This is a genomic window from Verrucosispora sp. FIM060022, from assembly GCF_003977705.1.
Taxonomy (GTDB): Bacteria; Actinomycetota; Actinomycetes; order Mycobacteriales; family Micromonosporaceae; genus Micromonospora; species Micromonospora gifhornensis.
This window is the reverse complement of the sequence record NZ_RQIV01000001.1, coordinates 982866-1000167: the sequence shown is the minus strand read 5'-3', so window position 1 is coordinate 1000167 and position 17302 is coordinate 982866. Positions and strand designations below refer to the sequence as shown.

The 17302-nt window shown below is 72.6% G+C and carries 21 protein-coding genes; 8 read left to right on the top strand and 13 right to left on the bottom strand.

What is annotated here, in order from left to right; genetic code table 11:
- Nucleotides 1-163 precede the first annotated feature (163 nt).
- From EG812_RS04350 to EG812_RS04325, 6 genes are all read left to right on the top strand, one after another.
- On the top strand, nt 164-541 hold the full coding sequence (locus EG812_RS04350) for a hypothetical protein (RefSeq protein ID WP_126710802.1): 378 nt from the start codon (nt 164-166) through the stop codon (nt 539-541).
- A gap of 239 nt (nt 542-780) precedes the next feature.
- Entirely contained in the window at nt 781-1041 is a 261-nt protein-coding gene (locus tag EG812_RS04345) for a hypothetical protein (protein WP_013734364.1), read from the top strand.
- 8 nt (nt 1042-1049) lie between these two features.
- The gene (locus tag EG812_RS04340) at nt 1050-2066 is read left to right on the top strand and encodes a hypothetical protein (RefSeq protein WP_013734365.1); all 1017 of its coding nucleotides are present in this window, start codon (nt 1050-1052) and stop codon (nt 2064-2066) included.
- Complete coding sequence (locus tag EG812_RS04335; protein WP_126710801.1) at nt 2059-4719, top strand: FtsK/SpoIIIE domain-containing protein; 2661 nt, start codon at nt 2059-2061, stop codon at nt 4717-4719. The genes EG812_RS04340 and EG812_RS04335 overlap by 8 nt, the downstream gene beginning before the upstream one ends.
- Nucleotides 4716-5375, top strand: coding sequence for a hypothetical protein (locus EG812_RS04330; protein ID WP_126710800.1), 660 nt, complete (start codon nt 4716-4718; stop codon nt 5373-5375). Before EG812_RS04335 ends, EG812_RS04330 begins: the two co-directional genes overlap by 4 nt.
- A 200-nt stretch (nt 5376-5575) precedes the next feature.
- Nucleotides 5576-6076: a GNAT family N-acetyltransferase gene (locus tag EG812_RS04325; RefSeq protein WP_233579373.1), complete on the top strand. Its 501-nt coding sequence runs from the start codon at nt 5576-5578 to the stop codon at nt 6074-6076.
- On the opposite strand, the gene EG812_RS04320 is transcribed toward EG812_RS04325, so the two are convergent.
- On the bottom strand, nt 6073-7335 hold the full coding sequence (locus EG812_RS04320; RefSeq protein WP_126710798.1) for a cupin domain-containing protein: 1263 nt from the start codon (nt 7333-7335) through the stop codon (nt 6073-6075). The genes EG812_RS04325 and EG812_RS04320 overlap by 4 nt on opposite strands.
- A gap of 9 nt (nt 7336-7344) precedes the next feature.
- Nucleotides 7345-7587 (bottom strand): hypothetical protein, encoded by a 243-nt coding sequence (locus EG812_RS04315; RefSeq protein WP_126710797.1) that lies wholly within the window; start codon nt 7585-7587, stop codon nt 7345-7347.
- 252 nt (nt 7588-7839) lie between these two features.
- Between EG812_RS04315 and EG812_RS04310 the strand changes: the two genes are divergently transcribed.
- Nucleotides 7840-8586, top strand: coding sequence for a PIG-L deacetylase family protein (locus EG812_RS04310; RefSeq protein WP_102660566.1), 747 nt, complete (start codon nt 7840-7842; stop codon nt 8584-8586).
- Nucleotides 8587-8720: 134 nt separating this feature from the next.
- Here the strand turns inward: EG812_RS04310 and EG812_RS04305 are convergent, their stop codons facing one another.
- The 8 genes from EG812_RS04305 to EG812_RS04265 form a co-directional block, all read right to left on the bottom strand.
- A complete protein-coding gene (locus EG812_RS04305) occupies nt 8721-9149 on the bottom strand; it encodes a DUF2267 domain-containing protein (RefSeq protein WP_013734372.1) in 429 nt (142 codons plus the stop codon).
- 298 nt (nt 9150-9447) lie between these two features.
- A complete protein-coding gene (locus EG812_RS04295) occupies nt 9448-10323 on the bottom strand; it encodes a DUF72 domain-containing protein (protein ID WP_043721204.1) in 876 nt (291 codons plus the stop codon).
- A 43-nt stretch (nt 10324-10366) separates the two neighbouring features.
- Nucleotides 10367-10765: a TraR/DksA family transcriptional regulator gene (locus EG812_RS04290; RefSeq protein ID WP_013734374.1), complete on the bottom strand. Its 399-nt coding sequence runs from the start codon at nt 10763-10765 to the stop codon at nt 10367-10369.
- 122 nt (nt 10766-10887) lie between these two features.
- Nucleotides 10888-11529, bottom strand: a complete 642-nt coding sequence (locus EG812_RS04285; protein ID WP_126710796.1) for a nucleoside/nucleotide kinase family protein — start codon at nt 11527-11529, stop codon at nt 10888-10890.
- A gap of 57 nt (nt 11530-11586) precedes the next feature.
- On the bottom strand, nt 11587-12198 hold the full coding sequence (locus tag EG812_RS04280) for a winged helix-turn-helix domain-containing protein (RefSeq protein ID WP_102660561.1): 612 nt from the start codon (nt 12196-12198) through the stop codon (nt 11587-11589).
- Between the two features lie 260 nt (nt 12199-12458).
- Complete coding sequence (locus EG812_RS04275; protein ID WP_126710795.1) at nt 12459-12986, bottom strand: winged helix-turn-helix domain-containing protein; 528 nt, start codon at nt 12984-12986, stop codon at nt 12459-12461.
- 45 nt (nt 12987-13031) lie between these two features.
- The gene (locus EG812_RS04270) at nt 13032-13523 is read right to left on the bottom strand and encodes a rhodanese-like domain-containing protein (RefSeq protein WP_013734378.1); all 492 of its coding nucleotides are present in this window, start codon (nt 13521-13523) and stop codon (nt 13032-13034) included.
- A gap of 37 nt (nt 13524-13560) precedes the next feature.
- The gene (locus tag EG812_RS04265; RefSeq protein WP_013734379.1) at nt 13561-14025 is read right to left on the bottom strand and encodes a cysteine dioxygenase; all 465 of its coding nucleotides are present in this window, start codon (nt 14023-14025) and stop codon (nt 13561-13563) included.
- 347 nt (nt 14026-14372) lie between these two features.
- Between EG812_RS04265 and EG812_RS04260 the strand changes: the two genes are divergently transcribed.
- Entirely contained in the window at nt 14373-14765 is a 393-nt protein-coding gene (locus EG812_RS04260; protein WP_126710794.1) for an ankyrin repeat domain-containing protein, read from the top strand.
- A 158-nt stretch (nt 14766-14923) separates the two neighbouring features.
- Here EG812_RS04260 and EG812_RS04255 read toward each other — a convergent pair whose 3' ends face one another.
- From EG812_RS04255 to EG812_RS04245, 3 genes are all read right to left on the bottom strand, one after another.
- Nucleotides 14924-15679, bottom strand: coding sequence for a class I SAM-dependent methyltransferase (locus EG812_RS04255; RefSeq protein ID WP_126710793.1), 756 nt, complete (start codon nt 15677-15679; stop codon nt 14924-14926).
- A gap of 69 nt (nt 15680-15748) precedes the next feature.
- The gene (locus tag EG812_RS04250) at nt 15749-16303 is read right to left on the bottom strand and encodes a DUF2231 domain-containing protein (protein WP_013734382.1); all 555 of its coding nucleotides are present in this window, start codon (nt 16301-16303) and stop codon (nt 15749-15751) included.
- 77 nt (nt 16304-16380) lie between these two features.
- Nucleotides 16381-17121 (bottom strand): GAF and ANTAR domain-containing protein, encoded by a 741-nt coding sequence (locus EG812_RS04245; RefSeq protein ID WP_013734383.1) that lies wholly within the window; start codon nt 17119-17121, stop codon nt 16381-16383.
- Nucleotides 17122-17302: the final 181 nt, after the last annotated feature.

Genomic DNA, 17302 nt, shown 5'->3' with positions numbered 1-17302 from the left:
TCGCTGCCGGCGGGCAGGGCAGCGGGCATGATCGACTCGGTTTCGCCGTAGTGGCGGTATCCACGGCAGCGGGATACCGCCACTACGCCGAAACTGTCGGCGCACAACGGCCGCTCGGCGCGGCGCTCGCGCGGGACGACCGGCCGGGTGGCATGGTGAGCCGATGAACGCGACTCCGCTGCTCATCGTGGACGCCGCCAACGTGGTCGGATCCCGGCCGGACGGCTGGTGGCGAGACCGCGCCGGGGCGACCGCCCGACTGCGCGACACCCTGGTGCCGCTGGGTGGGCAGGGCGTACCGCCGGAACTACCCCCGCCGGTCGAAGTGGTGCTGGTCGTGGAGGGTGCGGCCCGCGAGGTACCCGGGGTCGACGGGGTGCGGGTGGTCTCCGCCGTCGGCTCCGGCGACGACGCGGTGGTCGAGTTGGTTGCCGGAGCCGGCGACCGCCGTCGTCTGGTGGTCACCGCCGACCGCGCGTTGCGGGACCGGGTCACCGTGCTCGGTGCCGAGGTGTACGGCCCACGCTGGCTCCGCCCCTGACCGGCCCGCATCGACTGCGGCCCCGCCAGTCCGGCCTGCGGTGGCTTCGGCCCGGACTGGCTGCCGACCGTGTCTCGATCACTGTTGGTGATCTCCCGACCCCGGGTCCCACGAATCGGACTCACGGCTCCCGTGGTCGACAACCGGTCAGCTGGGCAGCAACACTGACAGGGCGGATGTTCGTTTCCCAACCGGCATAGGCTCTAATGGAGTCCTCCCCGCCCCCAGGAGGTTCCCGCGTGGCGAGCGTCGCCGAGCTCAAGGCAGCCATCGACATAGCGCTCCAACAGATCGGTGACGGCCAGAGCGCCGTGCAGGCTGCCGGCGAGAAACTGGCCGAGGCACAGCAGACGCTCGCCGGCGCGTTGGAGGGCAGTGGACACACCACCGTCGAGGCGGCGCAGGCGTCGCTGACCCAGGCCAGTCAGGAGCTTGAGGAGTGCCTCGCCGCGACGCTCGTCGCGGTCGAGCAGGCCCAGCAGTACGTCGCGACGCTGTAGGGGCCGGCGTGTCCATCGTCGAGGATGTCGGCGCGCAGGTCCGGGCCGCCGCCGAGGAACTGCCCCTGGGACTGCTGACGCAGGCGTTGGAGAAGTTCGGGCTGGCCACCGAGCGGCTGCGCTGGGTACGCCAGGAGTCCGCCAACCCGATGGGGGTGCCGGAGCTGTCCGCCGCCACCGAGCACGCCGAGACGGCCGGTTACGCGCTGCGGGTCGCCCAGGAGCAGCTGACCGCGTACCTGGCGGCGATCGGACTGGCACCCGACGGGGCCGCACCGCCGGCCGGGGCGCCGGAGCGTCGAGGCGTGCACGACGATCCACGGGCAGCCGGGCCGGTGGCCGACGCCGCGCCGGAGCCCGCCGGCGACGTGCGGCTGCGCCGCTGGTGGGCGGTACGGGTGGCGGAGCTGACAGGTGGACGCGAGGGCCCGGCCGAGCAACCCGACGACCGGGTCACCGACTCCCAGGAACTGCTGCGCCGGGTGGTGCGTGGGGTACGCGCCGGCGACCGCGACCGGCTGCACCGGGAGCTGCGCGGGGCCCACGCGGACGTGGGCATGGGCCTGGCCGCGGTGGCGCCGCCGCTGCTGCGCGACCTCGCCGGGCAGTTGCTCGGCCACCCGCCGCGCGGCGACGATCTGCCTCGGCTGCACCGCGAGCTGGACGGCCGGGTCCGTGACCTGCTGCCCGGCCTGCCCCCTCCGGTGCTGGACACCCTGCTGACCCGGGTCTGCCGAATGCCGCCGCCGCGTCGCGGCAACGACGACCAGCCGCACGCCGCCGACCCGGCAGTCACCGCCGGTGTGCTCACCGGCGTGCTGCTCGACCGCCTCGGCCGTGACCTGCCGGACGCAGGCAGCACCCAGCCGACAACCAACACGGGCGGCACCCCGTCGACACCGGACGCGACCAGGCCCGCCGGCCAGCGTCCGCCCAGGCGCGAGGCACCGTGGGATGGGCCGCCGAGACGGCCCATCGCCGAGCACGGGATGGCCGGCCGGTCCGGGAACGGGATCGATGGCTGACCGGCGCAACCAGCTGGTCGCCCGGGTCCGGGAACTGCTCGCCGACGCACTCGGCGCGTCCCGGAACAGGTCGGCCGCCGCACAGACCGCCGTGGCGACCGCCCGGGAGCGGGCGGTGCGGGTACGTCGGGCCGCGTTGGGCGTACCGCAGCGGGTGGGTGCCGAACGCGACCGGCGGCTCGCCGAGATCGACGCCCAGCACACGTCGCGGCTCGCGGCCCTGGCCCGGCAGGCGGCCGAGGCCGCGACCCGGGAGGCGCCCGGGGCGGGTTCGGCCCCGTGGACGCAGTGGCGACGGAGCCCCGCCGGGCGGGGGGAACCGCCGGGCGCGACCCGCATCGGTACGGTGCTGCTGCCCGAGGCCGAGCCGGTACCGGCGCTGGTGGCGCTGCTCGACGGTGGCCACGTCGCCCTCGACGGGGACGCCGAGGGGTGTGCCGCCGTGGTGTCCGCGCTGCTGCTGCGCAGCCTCGGCCGGGCCGCGCCCGGCGACGTGCGGGTGGTCGGCTACGACCCCGATCATCTGGGCGGCGGACTGGCCGGATTCGCCCCGCTGGGCACCGCCGGGCTGCTCACCTTCGTCGGGCCGGGTGGACTGGGTCGGCTGCTGGACGACCTGGTGGAGCAGATCCGCCGGATCAACGAGACGGTGCTCGCCGGGGAGCACGCCACGCTGCGCGAGTTGGCCGCCGCCACCGGTCGCCGACCGGAGCCGTGGCGGGTGGCGGTGCTGCTCGGCGGGGAGGAGCTGTCCCGGCACGAACGCGGGCAACTCGACCGGGTGGTCCGGGCCGGTGCCGCGTGCGGCGTACACCTGATCGTGCGGGGGGTGCCGCTGCCGGAGGATCCGACGGTCACCCGGGTGCGCGTCACCGGGGCAGAGGCCCGGATCGGCACCCTGCCGGTACGCCTGGACCCGCCCCCACCTGCCACCCTGGTCACCGAGACCTGCCGTCAGATCGCCACAGTGGTCAGCGCCGGTCCCGCCCCCACCCCGTTCACCGACCTGCTGCCCGCGCCGGAGCAGATGTGGCAGGAGGACTCGGCGACCGGGCTGACCGCGCCGATCGGCGAGGGGCCGCACGGGCGGCCGGTGCTGGTCACCCTCGGCGACTATCCACCGCACGCGCTGATCGGCGGCCCGTCCGGCACCGGCAAGACCAATCTGATCTTCGCCTGGATCGGCGCGCTCGCCGCCCGCTACTCCCCCGCCGAGTTGGAGTTCTACCTGCTCGACTTCAAGGAGGGGGTGTCCTTCGCCCGGTTCGCGCAGGGCCGGCGGGACCCGAGCTGGTTGCCGCACATGCGGCTGGTCGGTATCAACGTCAACACCGACCGGGAGTTCGGTCTGGCGCTGCTGCGGTTCCTCGCCGAGGAGCTGCGCCGCCGCGCCGACGCGGCGAAGAAGCACGAGGTCACCAAGCTGGCCGAGCTGCGTGCGGTGGACCCGACCGGCCACTGGCCCCGGATCGTGGCGGTGGTGGACGAGTTCCAGATGCTGCTGGCCGGGCGGGACGCGGTGGCCCGGGAGGCCGCCGACCTGCTGGAGGACCTGGCCCGGCGCGGTCGTTCCCAGGGCATCCACCTGGTGCTGGCCTCCCAGGACGTACGCGGCATCGAGGCGTTGTGGGGCCGCCCCGCGTTGGTCGCCCAGTTCACGCTGCGCATCGCGCTACCCAAGGCGCTGCGGATCCTGGCCGAGTCCAACGACGCCGCGCAGTCGCTGCCGAAGTTCCACGCGGTGGTCAACGCCGAGTCGGGCCTGCCCGACGGCAACGAGGTGGCCCGGATCCCGTCGGCCAGCGACTGGGAGACCTGGAGCGAGCTTCAACACCGGCTGTGGCGGATGCGGCCGGCCGAGGCGGCACCGGCGCGGCTGTTCGACGGCGACGCGATCCCCCGGTTGGCCGACGCGCCGGACTTCCGGGCGTTGACGGCACCGGAGGTCGGCACACCCCGCAACCCGGTCGCGTTGCTCGGCGAGATCATCGACGTACAGGCGCGGTCGGCGGCGCTGCGACTGCCCCGCGCTCCCGGGCGGAACCTGGCCGTGCTCGGCACCCGGGTCGACGAGGCGTGCGCGGTGCTGGACGCCGCCGCCCGGTCCCTGGCCCGACAGCACCGCCCCGGTACCGCCCGGTTCTCCATCGCCTGCCTGGACCAGGACGCCGACCCGGCGACCCGAGCCCTGTACGAGGACCTCGACGACGCCGCCTGGTACGACGAGGAGAGCGTGGCCGAACTGTTGGCCGAGACCGCCGACGGGCTGGGCGCGCCGGGATCCAGCAGCGCACCGCACTACCTGCTGCTGTTCGCCGTCGACGCGGCGGCCGGCGCGCTGGCCGCCCGCACCGGACGGGCGACCGGTGCGGCACACCTGCGCCGGATCCTGCACGACGGCCCCGAACGGCGTACGCATGTGCTGGCGTGGTGGCGGGGGGTGGCCCGGATGCGCGCGGACCTGGGCGGACCGACCGCCCGCGTCGACCAGATCGGGGCCTGGGTGGCGCTGGACACCCACGGCGGGGAGTTGGGCTCGCTGTACCCCGGCACGGGGCCGGACTGGTATCCCCGGCCCTGGCGCGGGCTCTTCTTCGACCGGGCGGTCCACCGCACCGGGCAGACCATAATCCCTTATGGACCGTCCCGATGAACGAACCGGTGACCAGCCAGACGTACGCGGCCCAGCTGCGGCGGCTCGCCGAACTGAGCGCGCGGGTGCAGCAACAGCGGGACGAGGCGCACGCCTGGTACGAGCAGCAGTGCGCGGCGGCCGACCGGGCGGTGGCCGAGTCGGCCGAGGAGGTCAACCGGGCCGAGCGGGAGTTGGCCGCAGCGCGGGAGACGCAGGAGCGGGTCGACGCCGAGGTCGCCGTGCTGTGGCAGGAACTCAACGCCCGGCTCGGCGGTGGCGGACGACGGGCGGGCGCACCCCCGGCACCGACACCCGACGCCACCGGCGACCCGTTGCCGCTGCTGGAGGGGGCACGCGACCTGCTGCGCCGTACCCGTCAGCGGGGCGAGCTGCCGGGCAACGTCAACCCGCTGATGCTGCTGTGCGGGCTGGGCGGCGCCGTGCTGGCGTACGCCCTGGGGGCCGGCGCCCGCGCCCTCGGCGACCGCACCGACGGTGAACTCGCCGTCGGCCTACCCGTGCTGGCCCTGGTGATCACGCTCCTCGGCCCGGTGCTGGGCCTGATTCCGGCCCGCCTGATCGCCGACCGCCGCCACGCCACCCTCACCCCCCGCCCCGTCCTCCTGGTCATAGCCGCCGGCCTGACCACCACCCTCCTCCTCCTCACCCTCTAACCCCACCCCCACCCCCACCCCACCCCCACCCCCGCCCCGCCGCAGCGCCCGTCGATCTTGCACTTTGTGTCGCCGCAATAGGGGCAGACATGGGCAAGTCGGCGACCGAAACTGCAAGATCGCGTGTGATGTGCCGGGGAGGGGAGGGAGGGGAGGGGAGGGGAGGGTGGGTGGGAGGGTGGGGTGTGGAGGTTCGGCTTGTGCCTTGGTCGGGGGCTGCGCTCGGGCTGTTGCGGCGGATCAACACCGCGGACATGCGGCGGCATGTCGGCGGGGCTGAGTCGGAGGAGCAGATGCTTGCCCGGCACCGGCGGTACCTTGCCATGCCGGCAACTGGCCGCGGTGAGATGTTCGTCGTGCTGCTGGGCGACGAGATGGTCGGCAGTATCGGGTACCACAAGCGTGACTGGCAGGGTGAGCAGATCTACGAGACCGGGTGGAACGTCCTACCGCCCTGGCAGGGCCGAGGTGCCGCCTCCGCAGCCGGGACCGCCCTGATCAGCATGCTGCGCGAGGCCGCCCGCCACCACGACGCGCCCGACAGCCTGCACGCGTTCCCGTCGGTCGAGAACACCGCCTCCAACGCACTCTGCCGCCGGCTCGGCTTCACCCTCCTCGGTCCCTGCGATTTCGAGTACCCGCCGGGCAGCGGCATCCTGATGCGCAGCAACGATTGGCGGATCACCCTCACCGAACCCTAGCCAGGGATCAGGGCGGCTTCCTGGAGGAGGCGGCGGGCGAGGGTGAGGCGGTCGGCGTCGGCGTCCAGGGCGGGGAGGTCACCCACGCGGGTGATCTCGCCGGTGAGCAGGGCGCGTACGGCGGGTTCGCAGTACGCGGGCAGGGTGATGGTGCGGTCGAACAGGCGCAGGGTGGCCTGGTCACCGGTGGCGGTGAGCTGCCAGCGCAGGCCCGGCCGGACGGTGACGTGACTGTCGACGGTCAACGTGGCCAGCGCGGCGGCCTGCGCCAGGGGACGGATCGGGGCGGGACGCGACGCCGACCAGGCCCGCTGCCGCAGCCGGCCCGCCACCGCAGCCGGGTCGGCGTGCGACAACCAGTCGCGCAGCGCCTCGACGGTCTCGGTGAGTTCCGGCTCGATCGCCTCGGGGTCGGCCAGGTCGATGCCGAAGGGCAGGGTGGCCCGCAGCCGGCGGTCCTCGGGGGCCAGCGCGAGCAACTCCTCGACCAGGGCGTACCGGGTCAGTGCCCGGATGCCGACGGTGAGGTGCAGCGAGCTGGACTCCTGGGCTTGGGCGCTGTGCAGCCAGCCGCGCGGCAGGTAGAGCGCGTCACCCGGTTCGAGCACCACGTCCAGGGCGGCCGGTCCCAGGGCGGTGGCGGTGACCTCGTCGGCCCGCCCGCCCCACGGTTGGCGTTCCAGCGGGTCGGGCAGCACCGGCGGGTGGATCCGCCAGTGTTTGCGCCCGTCCACCTGGAGCACGAACACGTCGTGGGTGTCGTAGTGGGTGGCGAAGCCCTGGCTGCCGGGCGGAGTGAGGTAAGCGTTGACCTGCAACGGCTGCCCCACCGCGAGGCTCAACTCGCGGGTGAAGTCGACAAGTGGTGGCCAGTTGCGGTGCAGACCCTGAAGCACCAGGGTGGCGCCGCCGGCGTACAGCTGAAGGATCTTCTCGTCGAGGACCTGGTCGCCGATCTCTGCGCCGGCCCCGCCGCCGCCGGTGTAGCGCGCCGCCGGCAGCACCTGGCCGTCCTTGGCAACCCGCAAAAACGGGGTACGCAGACCACGCCGGCTGAGCAGTTCGTCGGCGTCGTCCGGGCTGAGCAGGTCGGTGAAGCCGGCCGGATTGGGCAGCTCGGCGGCGCGGGACAGCAGCGGTGTCTGTCCCCAGTGGGCGGCGGCGAACTTCTCCGGCTCGACGCTGACACAGCGCGCCAGCGCGGACGGGTACGCCACCGCCGGGCGGACCATGCCGCCCGGCGGATCGAGTTGCGTCATCGTGCTCGGCTACCGGGCGGCACCGTCGGCGCCACCGTCGTGCTGACCCGGCGTCGCACCACCATCGGCCGGACCCTCGGCGCTGCCGTCCGCACCACCGTCGTGCTGACCCGGCGTCGCACCACCATCGGCCGGACCCTCGGCGCTGCCATCGGCGCCGCCGTCGTGCTGGCCGGGGGTCGCGCCGCCGTCGGCCGGGCCTTCCAGGCCGCCGCCGCTGGTGCTCTGGATGTCGTCGTCGTTGAGTGGCATCGTGCTCCCTCGGATGAACCCGACCCCGCCATCGGTGGGGTGTGCCGTGCCGCGCGTGGTACCCCGCGCGCGATCTTCTCTAAACCAGTGCAACCCACCGTAGACGCCGGTGCCCCGCGACACGCCCGCTTCGCCGCGCTCGGCACTACCGGGCGATGCCACCCCGGTGGGCTCCCGCCACCAGGCCGCTGGGCTGCTGCGGGCCTGACCCGGTGACAAGATGGGACCGAGCCGATCAAAACGGAGGTGGCGATGACCGAAGCACTGGAACCGCTGGAGCCGGTGACCGAGGACTGGCAGCGCGCCCTGGCGATCGTGGCTCATCCCGACGACCTCGAATTCGGTGCCGCAGCCGCCGTCGCGCGCTGGACCGGACAGGGCAAACAGGTGGTCTACTGTCTGGTCACCAGCGGCGAGGCGGGCATCGACGGGATGCCACCGGCACGCGCCCGACAGGTACGCGAGCAGGAGCAACGCGACTCCGCCGCGCTGGTCGGCGTGGACACGGTCGACTTCCTGGGCCTGCCCGACGGGATTCTGGAGTACGGCGTGGCCCTGCGCCGGGAGTTGGCCGCGGTCGTCCGTCGACACCGTCCGGACATCGTGATCACCAACAACTTCCGGGAGACCTGGGACGGCGGGCTCACCCTCAACCAGGCCGACCACATCGCGGTCGGGCGGGCCACCCTGGACGCGGTCCGCGACGCCGGCAACCGGTGGATCTTCCCGGAGCAACTGATCGACGGCGTCGAGCCGTGGAACGGCGTACGCCAGGTCTGGGCGGCTTCCTCGCCCCGATCGAAGCACGGGGTCGACACCACCGAGACGTTCGACAAGGGCGTGGCGTCGTTGCTGGCGCACGAGGCGTACCTGACCGGGCTGGGTGACGGCAGCTTCGACGCGCAGGAGTTCCTGGAGGGCGGTGCCCGCCCGGTCGGCACCCGGCTGGGCGTGCGCTACGGCACCTCGTTCGAGGTGTTCCACTTCGACCTCTGGTAGGGCCGGCCCCACCTCGGGGCTGGCAGTGCCGAGACTGGCGGGGCCGCAGCTACCCGACCGATCGGTCGGGTAGCTGCGGACGCCCGGGCGCGCCGTCCGGATGAGCCGGACGGCGCGCCGCGAACCCGCGACGGTCAGGGCATGATCTGGACGAGGTCGTCGGGCATCGTGGCCCGCACGTCGTCCCATTCGCCCTGGGTGATGTGCCGACGCAGGGTTTCCAGCACCACCTGGACCACCCGCTGCGGGCCGCCCTCCGCGTCGTAGGGGAAGCCCTGCCGGACCTCGTAGAGGAAGTCGTCCCGGTTGAGCTTGATCGGTACGTTCTCCGGCTGCCAGCCGTCGAAGTAGATGCCCCGCACCAGCATCGGCAGTTGTGCGGAGAACTCCACGCTCTCCTGCACCGGCATCCGGTCGCGCAGCAGGTGCAGCACGGTGCGCAGCGCCGCGTACGACTGGTTGCGCTGTGCCTTCGGCCAGCCGTACGCCTGCTCGATGTCCTTGAGGATCAGGTTGGTCTTGTCCACCGAGGACTCAATTGCCGACTGGAACTGCTCAGCCATCTGTCCACCCCCGTAGGTCGGTCTCCCAGCGTCGATCGTCGTGACGTCGCGGCGGACCCACCGGACCGGGCCGTGGCCGGATCGGGCTGGCCCGCCCGAAGCGTGGTGCCCGCCGAGCCTGGTCGCGGTCCCCGACGACGCGCAGGACGGCGTCGCGCCGTCGATGCGGTACCACCGTCATCGCCATTCACCTCCGGTCGTCTCACGCGGACGATCTCCGCTACCACCACCTTCCGCCGGTCGAAGGTGACCCATCCTCACCCTGTGCGGACGAGATGACAGCGCCGGCGCGGACGGTTCAGTCGGACTCGGTCAGCAGCGCCTGGAGTTGCTGGGCGTTGACCTGGGCGTAGTCCCGGTAACAGTTGTTCATCAGGACGTGGGTCTGCTGCGTCTGGTCGGCCAGTTCGCGCAGTCTGGGCGCCCAGTCGGCCAGTTCACGCTTGGAGTAGCGGTAGCCGAACTTCTCGTGGATGTCCCGACTGGTCCACTTGTCGCTGTGGCCGTGGAAGCGGACCACCGCGAGATCCGAGGTGGCCGCCAGCACCGGCGGTACGGACGAGCGGTGCCCCTGCGGCATGTCCACGCCGACGTACGCCAACTGGTGCTCGCGCAGGAAGTCGAGGGTCTCGGTGGCGTTGTCCCCGTCGAACCAGGAGGCGTGCCGGAACTCGAAGACCGGACGCAGCGGCGCACAGCGCCGGGTCACCTCCAGCAGGTACTGCTTGTTGTTCCGGCGAATGGTGAACCAGGGCGGGAACTGGAACAGCAGCGCGCCGAGCTTGCCCGTCTCGACCAGCGGGTCCAGGGCGCTGAGGAAGCGGGTCCAGACCTCCTCGTACGCCTGCGGCGGCAGGTCGTCCGGGTAGAGGTTGCGTTTGTCGGTGGCCGGCCGCAGATCCTTGTAGATCGCGCTGACCTTGGTCGGGTGGCCGGTGAGCAGGCTGAACGCCTTGATGTTGAAGGTGAAGCCGGGCGGGGTGCGTTCGGCCCAGAGCCGGGCGGTACGTTCGGCCGGCGGCGAGTAGTAGGTGGCGTCGACCTCGACAAGCGGGAACTGCCGGGCGTAGTAGGCCAGCCGCTTCTCCGGCGTGTCCGCCGTCTGCGGGTACCACCCCGAGTCGAGCAGCGTACGGTCGGTCCAGGAGGCGGTACCCACTCTGATCTCGCCCATGGGTGAAGTGCACCGCGTCCCGGACCGACCGGCAAGCTGTGGCTCAAGCGGCCCGACGCTCCCGGGTCTGCTTGCACGCCACACAGGTGGTCGCCGACGGGAAGATCTCCAGCCGTTCCACCGGAATGGGAGCCGAGCAGCCCTCGCAGAAGCCGTAGGTGCCCTCGTCGAGCCGGGTCAGCGCATGCTCGAACTGCGCCCGCCGGTCCAGGATGGTGCGCAGCAGCGACTGCGCGGTGTCCCGCTCGGCGGTCTTGGTGCCGCTGTCGGCCTGGTCGTCGCCCGCGGTGTCGCCGACCTCGACCAGCCGGAGCACCTGGCTCTGCTGCACGGCCTGCTCGTACTCCTCGGACAGTTCGGCGTAGCGGGCCTGAAGGGAGAGTCGAATCTGGTCGATCTCCGCCTGGGATCGGCCCGTGCCGACCGTGTCGTGGACGAGCATGGCTGCCTGCCTTCCTGGGCATCATCGTCATCACGGGTGGGACCACCCCACCCGGTCATACCGCCCAGGCGGGTGATCACCCGGGCGCTGTGAGCCCCGCGATTACCCCCGCACCCCGGGGATCAAACCGGGTCGTCGGCGGATTCCACGATCGCCGGGTGACGCGGGTCGTCCACCCGGACCACCAGATCGGCGAAGGTGGCCGGTGCGACCTCCTCGGCGTACCGGGCGTACGCGGGCAGGGTCCAGGCCAGTTCGGCAGCGGTACGCCGACTCAGCGCGGCGGCGGACATCTCCAGATGCACGGTGACGTCGAAGGGCAGTCCTCCGCCGAGCAGGAAGGCGCCACTGATCAGGACCACCCCGCCGGGCGGCACCTCGACGTACGCCGCCCGGCTGGCCCGGTCGGTCCGAGCGTCCCAGAGCGAGGGCAGGATCCGCCCGTCACCCGCCGGCCCCGCCGGGTCGAGCACCTCCCGACGCAGTCCGGCCTCGTCGACCCAGCCTTCGTAGTAGGCGTCCGGGTTGGTCCGGCCACGTTCCAGGCGTACGGACGCCGGGCGCAGGAAGTCGTCGGAGCGGATGTGCCGGGCCGGTCGGCCGTACGCCCGCAGCGGGTCGACCAGGGCGGCGGCCAACTCGTCGGGGTGGGCGGCGGCGGGACCGTCCACAGCGACCCGCAGCCGCCCGGCCGACCCGGTGTCGGCGAGTCGCTGCGCCAGCTCGGTGACCAGTCGCTGCGGTGAGATGGGACGCACACGCATCCGACCATCGTGCCCGGCGCCCGACCGTCACCGCCGCCGACCGCCCGACGCGAGCGCTCAGCCGGTCTGGTCGAGGGTGACCCGGGCCTCGTCGGCCAGCCGGTAGCCGACGCCGTAGACCGTGGTGACCAGGGGTACGTCCACCCCGACCTTGCCGCGCAGCCGACGCACGTGCACGTCGACCGTACGCACCCCCGCGTGTTCGTAACCCCAGACCGCGTTGAGCAGCTGGAGCCGGGTGAACACCCGGCGCGGATGCACCACCAGATGCAGCAGCAGGTCGAATTCGAGCCGGGTCAGCGGCAGTGGCTCGCCGTCGCGCAGCACCGACCGTGAGGAGGCCAGAATGTGCAGGCTGGGGATGGTCGGCGCGAGCGGCCGTGCCGGCGTCCGCCCCGCCGGCACGACCTCGGTGCGCCGCTCGGGCACCACCGGGCCACCGCTGATGATCGTGCCCTCGCCGTGCTCCAGCAGCTCCCGGGCCGCTTCCAGCAGCTGACGCGCGGCCGGTGTCAGAGACTCCTCACAGGCCAGCGGAATCGACAGGGTGACGGTGATGACCGGGGCGGCTGTGCTGGTCGGACGGCGTTGGCCGCCCGGTGGCCGACCGGGGACCGCTGGTTGGGACGTATGCCATCCGGCGCGCGACGAAGCGGGGCTGACCGACATGGTCCTCCTAGGCTGGTCCGGGTTTTCCCCACGGCCCCGGGACGCCGCTCTATCGATGCTTCCCGGCGCCGGTGTGCGGGTCAAGGGGCGGCTGCGTTGTGTGAATGTGACAATTGACCGACACTTCGGAGCCGGATGCTCGCTCTGCGTACGAGGCCAGATGATTACAGCAGAGTCGCCAACTTGACCCGATACGGGGGGTCGACACCGGAGTTCACCTTTCGTGCGGGACGGCGTGGCACAGCCCACCGCGGCGGAAATCAGCGTTCGACGCTCACCCGGGCCTCGTCGGCCAGGCGGTAGCCGACACCGTGGACGGTGGTCAGCAACGGCGTGTCGACACCGAGCTTGGCGCGCAACCGACGGACGTGCACGTCGACGGTGCGCGCCACCGCGTGGTCGTAACCCCAGACCTGGTTGAGCAACTGGAGCCGGGTGAAGACCCGCCGGGGCCGCTCGGCCATGAACAACAGCAGGTCGTACTCGATCCGGGTCAGCGGGACCACCCGATCGCCCTGCTGGACGCTGCGGGGTCCGGTGAGGATGCGGATGACGCTCGGATCAGCCGTGATCGGCGGGTGATCGGCGGCGTCGCGCGACAGCCTTCCCTCGCCCGAGGCGGCCAGTTCGCCGAGCAGTTCCAGCAGCCGATTCAGTCGCGGGCTCGTCGCTGCGGCGGCAAGGTCGACGGTGATGGTCAGGGTCGGGTTGGCGCGCCGACGGACGAGGCGGCTGCGGCTGGTACGGCCGGACGGGTGTTGGCGCGGGCTGATGGCGACGACGGACACGGCGGCCTCCTGGGGGACTTCGCCACGCCGGGTGGGCGTGGCTGATCAGTGGGACACCCGACCGGCGGTCGCCGGGGGCGCGGGAGTGGACGGGCGGATCGGTGGGGTGGGGCCTAGCACCGGCAGGCCGGCGATCCGCCAGGCGGCGAAGCCACCGATCACGTCGGTGGCCCGGAACAGGCCGAGATCCTGCAACGACGCGGCGGCCAGGGACGAGGTGTAGCCCTCCTGACAGAGCACCACCACGGGCAGGTCGTAACCGACCGCCTGCGGCAACCGGGCCGGGCAACGCGGATCGAAGCGCCACTCGAGCACGTTGCGCTCGACGGCGAGGGCGCCGGGCACCGTCCCGTGCGCGGCCCGTTGCGCGGCCGGCCGGATGTCGACCAGCAGCGCCCCCGCCCGGTACGCCAGATGTGCCTGCTCCGGGTCGAGGCGGTCCAACCGGGCCCGGGCGGCGGAGAGGATCTCGTCGATCCCCCGGGAGCCCGGCGGCGGTACCTGACAGTGGGCGGCGGGGTCGGTCTGCGGCATCATCGTTCCTTCCAGGTGTGTCGGCTGGTGCCAGGGGGGTTCACCATGCCACGCCGGCCTCGGCCACCTCGGCGGCCCTCAGCCGACCCCCGTCGAGGTGGTAGCGGGTCATCCGACGCAGGGCCGGACGGTAGACGTGCACGCTGACCGCCGGTTCGGCGTGCCGGTTGGTCACCACGTGCACGTGCCGGGGGCCGAAGCGGCGGCCGGAGCCGGCGTCGAGCAGATGCGGACGCAGCCGCCCGCCGCTGACCGTCTCCTCGGTGAGCACCCCCGAGCAGACCAGAAAGGCACCGGACGAGCCCCCGTGGTCGTGCAGATCGGTGCCCTGACCGGGCAGCCAACTCAACGCCCACACCTCGTGGTCGTCGTCCGCGGCGAGCCGGGCGTACCACCGGCTGGCCGGGTCGAAGCGCAGCGGCACCGGCCAACTCCCGGGGTCGCCGGCCCAGCGCCGGGCGACGGCGAGCAGGTCCGACCGCTCGGAGACAGGCAGAGCAGGCATGGCTTCCTCACGAGGTTCAACGGCTGTGGTCTCCACCTAGACTAGGCGGTAAACCCTATAGGGTTAGTAGGTAATCTCACATTCTGGGACATCTTCCTCATGATCGCGCTCGATCCCGGATCGAGTGGCTCGGTGGCGCGACCGAGCCACTCAATCCGATCTCGAGCGCGATCTTGCGCCTACGGGCGACCCTGGACGCCCATTCGACACCTCGTGGCGTGACGGGCGGCCAGGGCCCGAGCACCGGGGCGAGGGCGATCGACTCGACGCCCCAGGTAGGAGTGCCGGGGCAGGGCTGTCGGACCGGTCGGGATGAGCGGCGTGGCGACGCCGACTAGCCTGAGCCGGTGAGTGAGGAACTCGACGCCGAGACCCTGGAGTTCGCGCACCGGATGTTCGACCTGGCGCGCGACGGTGCGACCACCGAACTGGCCGGGTACGTCGATGCGGGGCTGCCGGTCAACCTGACCAACGAGAAGGGCGACACGCTCCTGATCCTGGCGGCGTACCACGCCCACCCGGCGACGGTGGCCGCGCTGCTCGATCGGGGCGCCGACCACACCAGGACCAACGACCGGGGCCAGACCGCCTTGGCGGCGGCGGTGTTCCGCAGCAGCGGTGACACGGTACGCGCCCTGCTCACCGCCGGCGCGGACCCCGACCACGGCAACCCGTCCGCGGTGGAGACCGCCCAGTTCTTCGACCTGTCGGAGATGCTCACCCTGCTGCGTCCCGCCTGACCGACGCCCGCGCCAGTGCGACCGGCCCTGGTGCCGGGCCGACACCAAGGCCTGTCGACCCGCCCGTCAGCGCCGGCTGACACCGAGCCCAGATCGACCCCGCCCATCGGTACCGGGCGACTCCGAGCGTGGATCGAACCCCGCAGATCGGGGCCGGGCTAACGGCGGGCCTCGATGAGGAAGCGCTGGGCGTGGGCGACGAACGGGCCTTCGGTGCGGATGCGCTCGTGCAGGCGAGCCAGCGCCGGCCGGTGCGCCGCAACCGTGAAGCCGGGCACCGTCCAGACCACCTTGCGCAGGAACCAGACCACGGCGCCGACGTCGTGGAACACGGTGCGCAGGGTGGCCGTACGCAGGTCGACGACGGTCAGCCCGGCCGCTTCGGCGGCGGCGACCGCCTGCTCCGGGTGCCGGTGGGCCGGTGGCGGCAGCGGCCCGAGGATCGCCTCACTGAGTTCACGGACGGTGCCCGGCCCGATCTGCTGCGACAGGAACGTGCCACCGGGCCGCAGTACGCGCGCCACCTCGGGCCAGTCGGTGTGCACCGGATGCCGGCTGACCACCAGGTCGAAGGTGGCGCTGCGCAACGGCAGCGGGGCGTCGGGGCTCACCGCGACCACGGTCGCCCCGATCGGGCGGAGCCTGGCCCGGGCCACCGGCACGTTGGGCGGCCACGCCTCGGTCGCCACCAGCAGCCGGGGCGGGTGCGGCACCTCGGCGAGCACCTCTCCCCCGCCGGTGTCGATGTCCAGCGCCGCGTCGACGGTCGCCATCCGCGCCGCCATCAGGCGGGCGTACCCCCAGGGTGGACGCTCCTCGGTGGCCCGCCCGGCGAGCCGGTCGAAGGCCCAGCCCTCGACCGGCGCGGCGGCACCGTCGGCGACCAACTCGTCGAAGCTCGCTTCCCCTGACACGGACTCAGCGTGTCCGACCTGCCTCGACCGTGGCAACGCGATTTCCCCTGAGGACCCGGGCCGAGCCCGCTACGGACGAGGGCGGACGATCTCGACGGTCCGGGCGTCTACGCCACCCAGGACGGCCGCACCACGCGGCGCGACAGCGCTGCGCGGGGTGCCGGTGCCGCGGAGGGCGTCGAAGCTGGTCGGTTCAGCCCGTCCGGGCTCGTAGTGGCGCATCAGGCGCGCGCCCAGCGCCACACCGAGACCGCCGACGGCCAGCGCGAGCAGCTCGACGACCAGCAGTACGGCGGTGGCGCCCCGGTTCGGCGCGTCCGCCCGTACCAGGCAGGAGAGCAGGAACAGCCCGGCCATCCCGGCGTTGACGAGGTTGAAGCTGATCGCGGTGCGACGGGTCCGGTCCGGCGGCACGTCCCACAGGTCGACCATCCCGGCCATCGTGGTCAGCCCCGCCGCCACCAGGGCGGCCACCACCGTCCAGTAGCCGACCTCGCCGAACAGCGCGGGGCCGCCGACCACCTGGGCGAAGTCGAAGATGGTCGCACAGACGAAGAGCCCGTACGGGAACGTCACAAGCATCGGTTGAATGGGGTGCCCCTGCACCCGCAGTCGGCTCTGCATCGGTCCCCCTGGATTGGAATCAGCTCACCAGTCCAGGGTGCTACCCGGGTGCCACCGCGGCGAAACGAGAGCGGTGCTCAGTTGTCCCGTGGTCGGGAGACGGTGCTGACCAGCCGCTCGGCCACCTGACGCAGCGGGATCGACAACGACGATGCCGCGCTGCGCAGCACCTCGAGGGCGTCCTCCGGCGGGCAGCCGCGCTGCGTCATGATCACGCCGATGGCCTGGCCGATCACGCCGTCACCGAGCAACGCGACGTCCTGGGCGTCGGCCTGCGCGCTGCGGCGCTGGCGGTCCCGTACGGCGGCGAGCAGCAGGCCGGCGTGTTCGGCCAGGAGCATGGCGGTGAGTTGGTGGCCGGTGGTCAGCGCGTCGGGTCGGCCGGCGTAGAGGTTGATCGCCCCGATCACCTGCTCGTCGACGTCGACCGGTGCGGAGATCACCCCGAGTACGCCGAGCTCGCCGGCCCGGGCCGTCCAGTCCGGCCAGCGACGTTCGGTGGCGAGGTTCTCCGCGCGGACCATCTCCCGCAGCCGGATCGCGTCCATCGCCGGGGTGTCCGCGCCGTAGCGCAGGTCGTCCAGCCCGCTCATCGGCGCGTCGGAGGCGGCCACTCCGGCCGGCTCACCGGCCCGCAGGGCGGTGAACCCGCACCAGTTGACCCCGGCGATGGCGTCCCTGGTGATCCGGACCAGGGCGGACAGTGCCTCGTCGAAGTCGTCCAGGGCGATCAACCCGGCGGTCAGTTCGCGCAACAGGGCCGCCGTCTCCAACACGCCGAGGGTCTCCGCCAGCGGTGGACTCGTTTCCAGGTTCACCGAGCCCGAGCCCCCGTACGCCTGGCCAGCGTCCTCACGGTCTCCTCCTCGCTACGACCGGACACGAGGGCAGCTCCGACGGCAGCCCTGACGTGACGACCCGCCCTACTACCCGCTGCAACAACGGTCGAAACGGTGCAAAGCGGGGCCCCTCCCAGGGTACGGGTACCGCTGGGAGGGG

What these genes read in the sequence shown, in the direction of transcription:
- EG812_RS04350 (WP_126710802.1), top strand. Translation starts at nt 164, where the DNA reads ATGAACGCGACTCCGCTGCTCATCGTGGACGCCGCCAACGTGGTCGGA.
- EG812_RS04335 (WP_126710801.1), top strand. Translation starts at nt 2,059, where the DNA reads ATGGCTGACCGGCGCAACCAGCTGGTCGCCCGGGTCCGGGAACTGCTC.
- EG812_RS04330 (WP_126710800.1), top strand. Translation starts at nt 4,716, where the DNA reads ATGAACGAACCGGTGACCAGCCAGACGTACGCGGCCCAGCTGCGGCGG.
- EG812_RS04320 (WP_126710798.1), bottom strand. Translation starts at nt 7,335, where the DNA reads ATGACGCAACTCGATCCGCCGGGCGGCATGGTCCGCCCGGCGGTGGCG.
- EG812_RS04315 (WP_126710797.1), bottom strand. Translation starts at nt 7,587, where the DNA reads ATGCCACTCAACGACGACGACATCCAGAGCACCAGCGGCGGCGGCCTG.
- EG812_RS04310 (WP_102660566.1), top strand. Translation starts at nt 7,840, where the DNA reads ATGACCGAAGCACTGGAACCGCTGGAGCCGGTGACCGAGGACTGGCAG.
- EG812_RS04305 (WP_013734372.1), bottom strand. Translation starts at nt 9,149, where the DNA reads ATGGCTGAGCAGTTCCAGTCGGCAATTGAGTCCTCGGTGGACAAGACC.
- EG812_RS04295 (WP_043721204.1), bottom strand. Translation starts at nt 10,323, where the DNA reads ATGGGCGAGATCAGAGTGGGTACCGCCTCCTGGACCGACCGTACGCTG.
- EG812_RS04290 (WP_013734374.1), bottom strand. Translation starts at nt 10,765, where the DNA reads ATGCTCGTCCACGACACGGTCGGCACGGGCCGATCCCAGGCGGAGATC.
- EG812_RS04285 (WP_126710796.1), bottom strand. Translation starts at nt 11,529, where the DNA reads ATGCGTGTGCGTCCCATCTCACCGCAGCGACTGGTCACCGAGCTGGCG.
- EG812_RS04280 (WP_102660561.1), bottom strand. Translation starts at nt 12,198, where the DNA reads ATGTCGGTCAGCCCCGCTTCGTCGCGCGCCGGATGGCATACGTCCCAA.
- EG812_RS04270 (WP_013734378.1), bottom strand. Translation starts at nt 13,523, where the DNA reads ATGATGCCGCAGACCGACCCCGCCGCCCACTGTCAGGTACCGCCGCCG.
- EG812_RS04265 (WP_013734379.1), bottom strand. Translation starts at nt 14,025, where the DNA reads ATGCCTGCTCTGCCTGTCTCCGAGCGGTCGGACCTGCTCGCCGTCGCC.
- EG812_RS04250 (WP_013734382.1), bottom strand. Translation starts at nt 16,303, where the DNA reads ATGCAGAGCCGACTGCGGGTGCAGGGGCACCCCATTCAACCGATGCTT.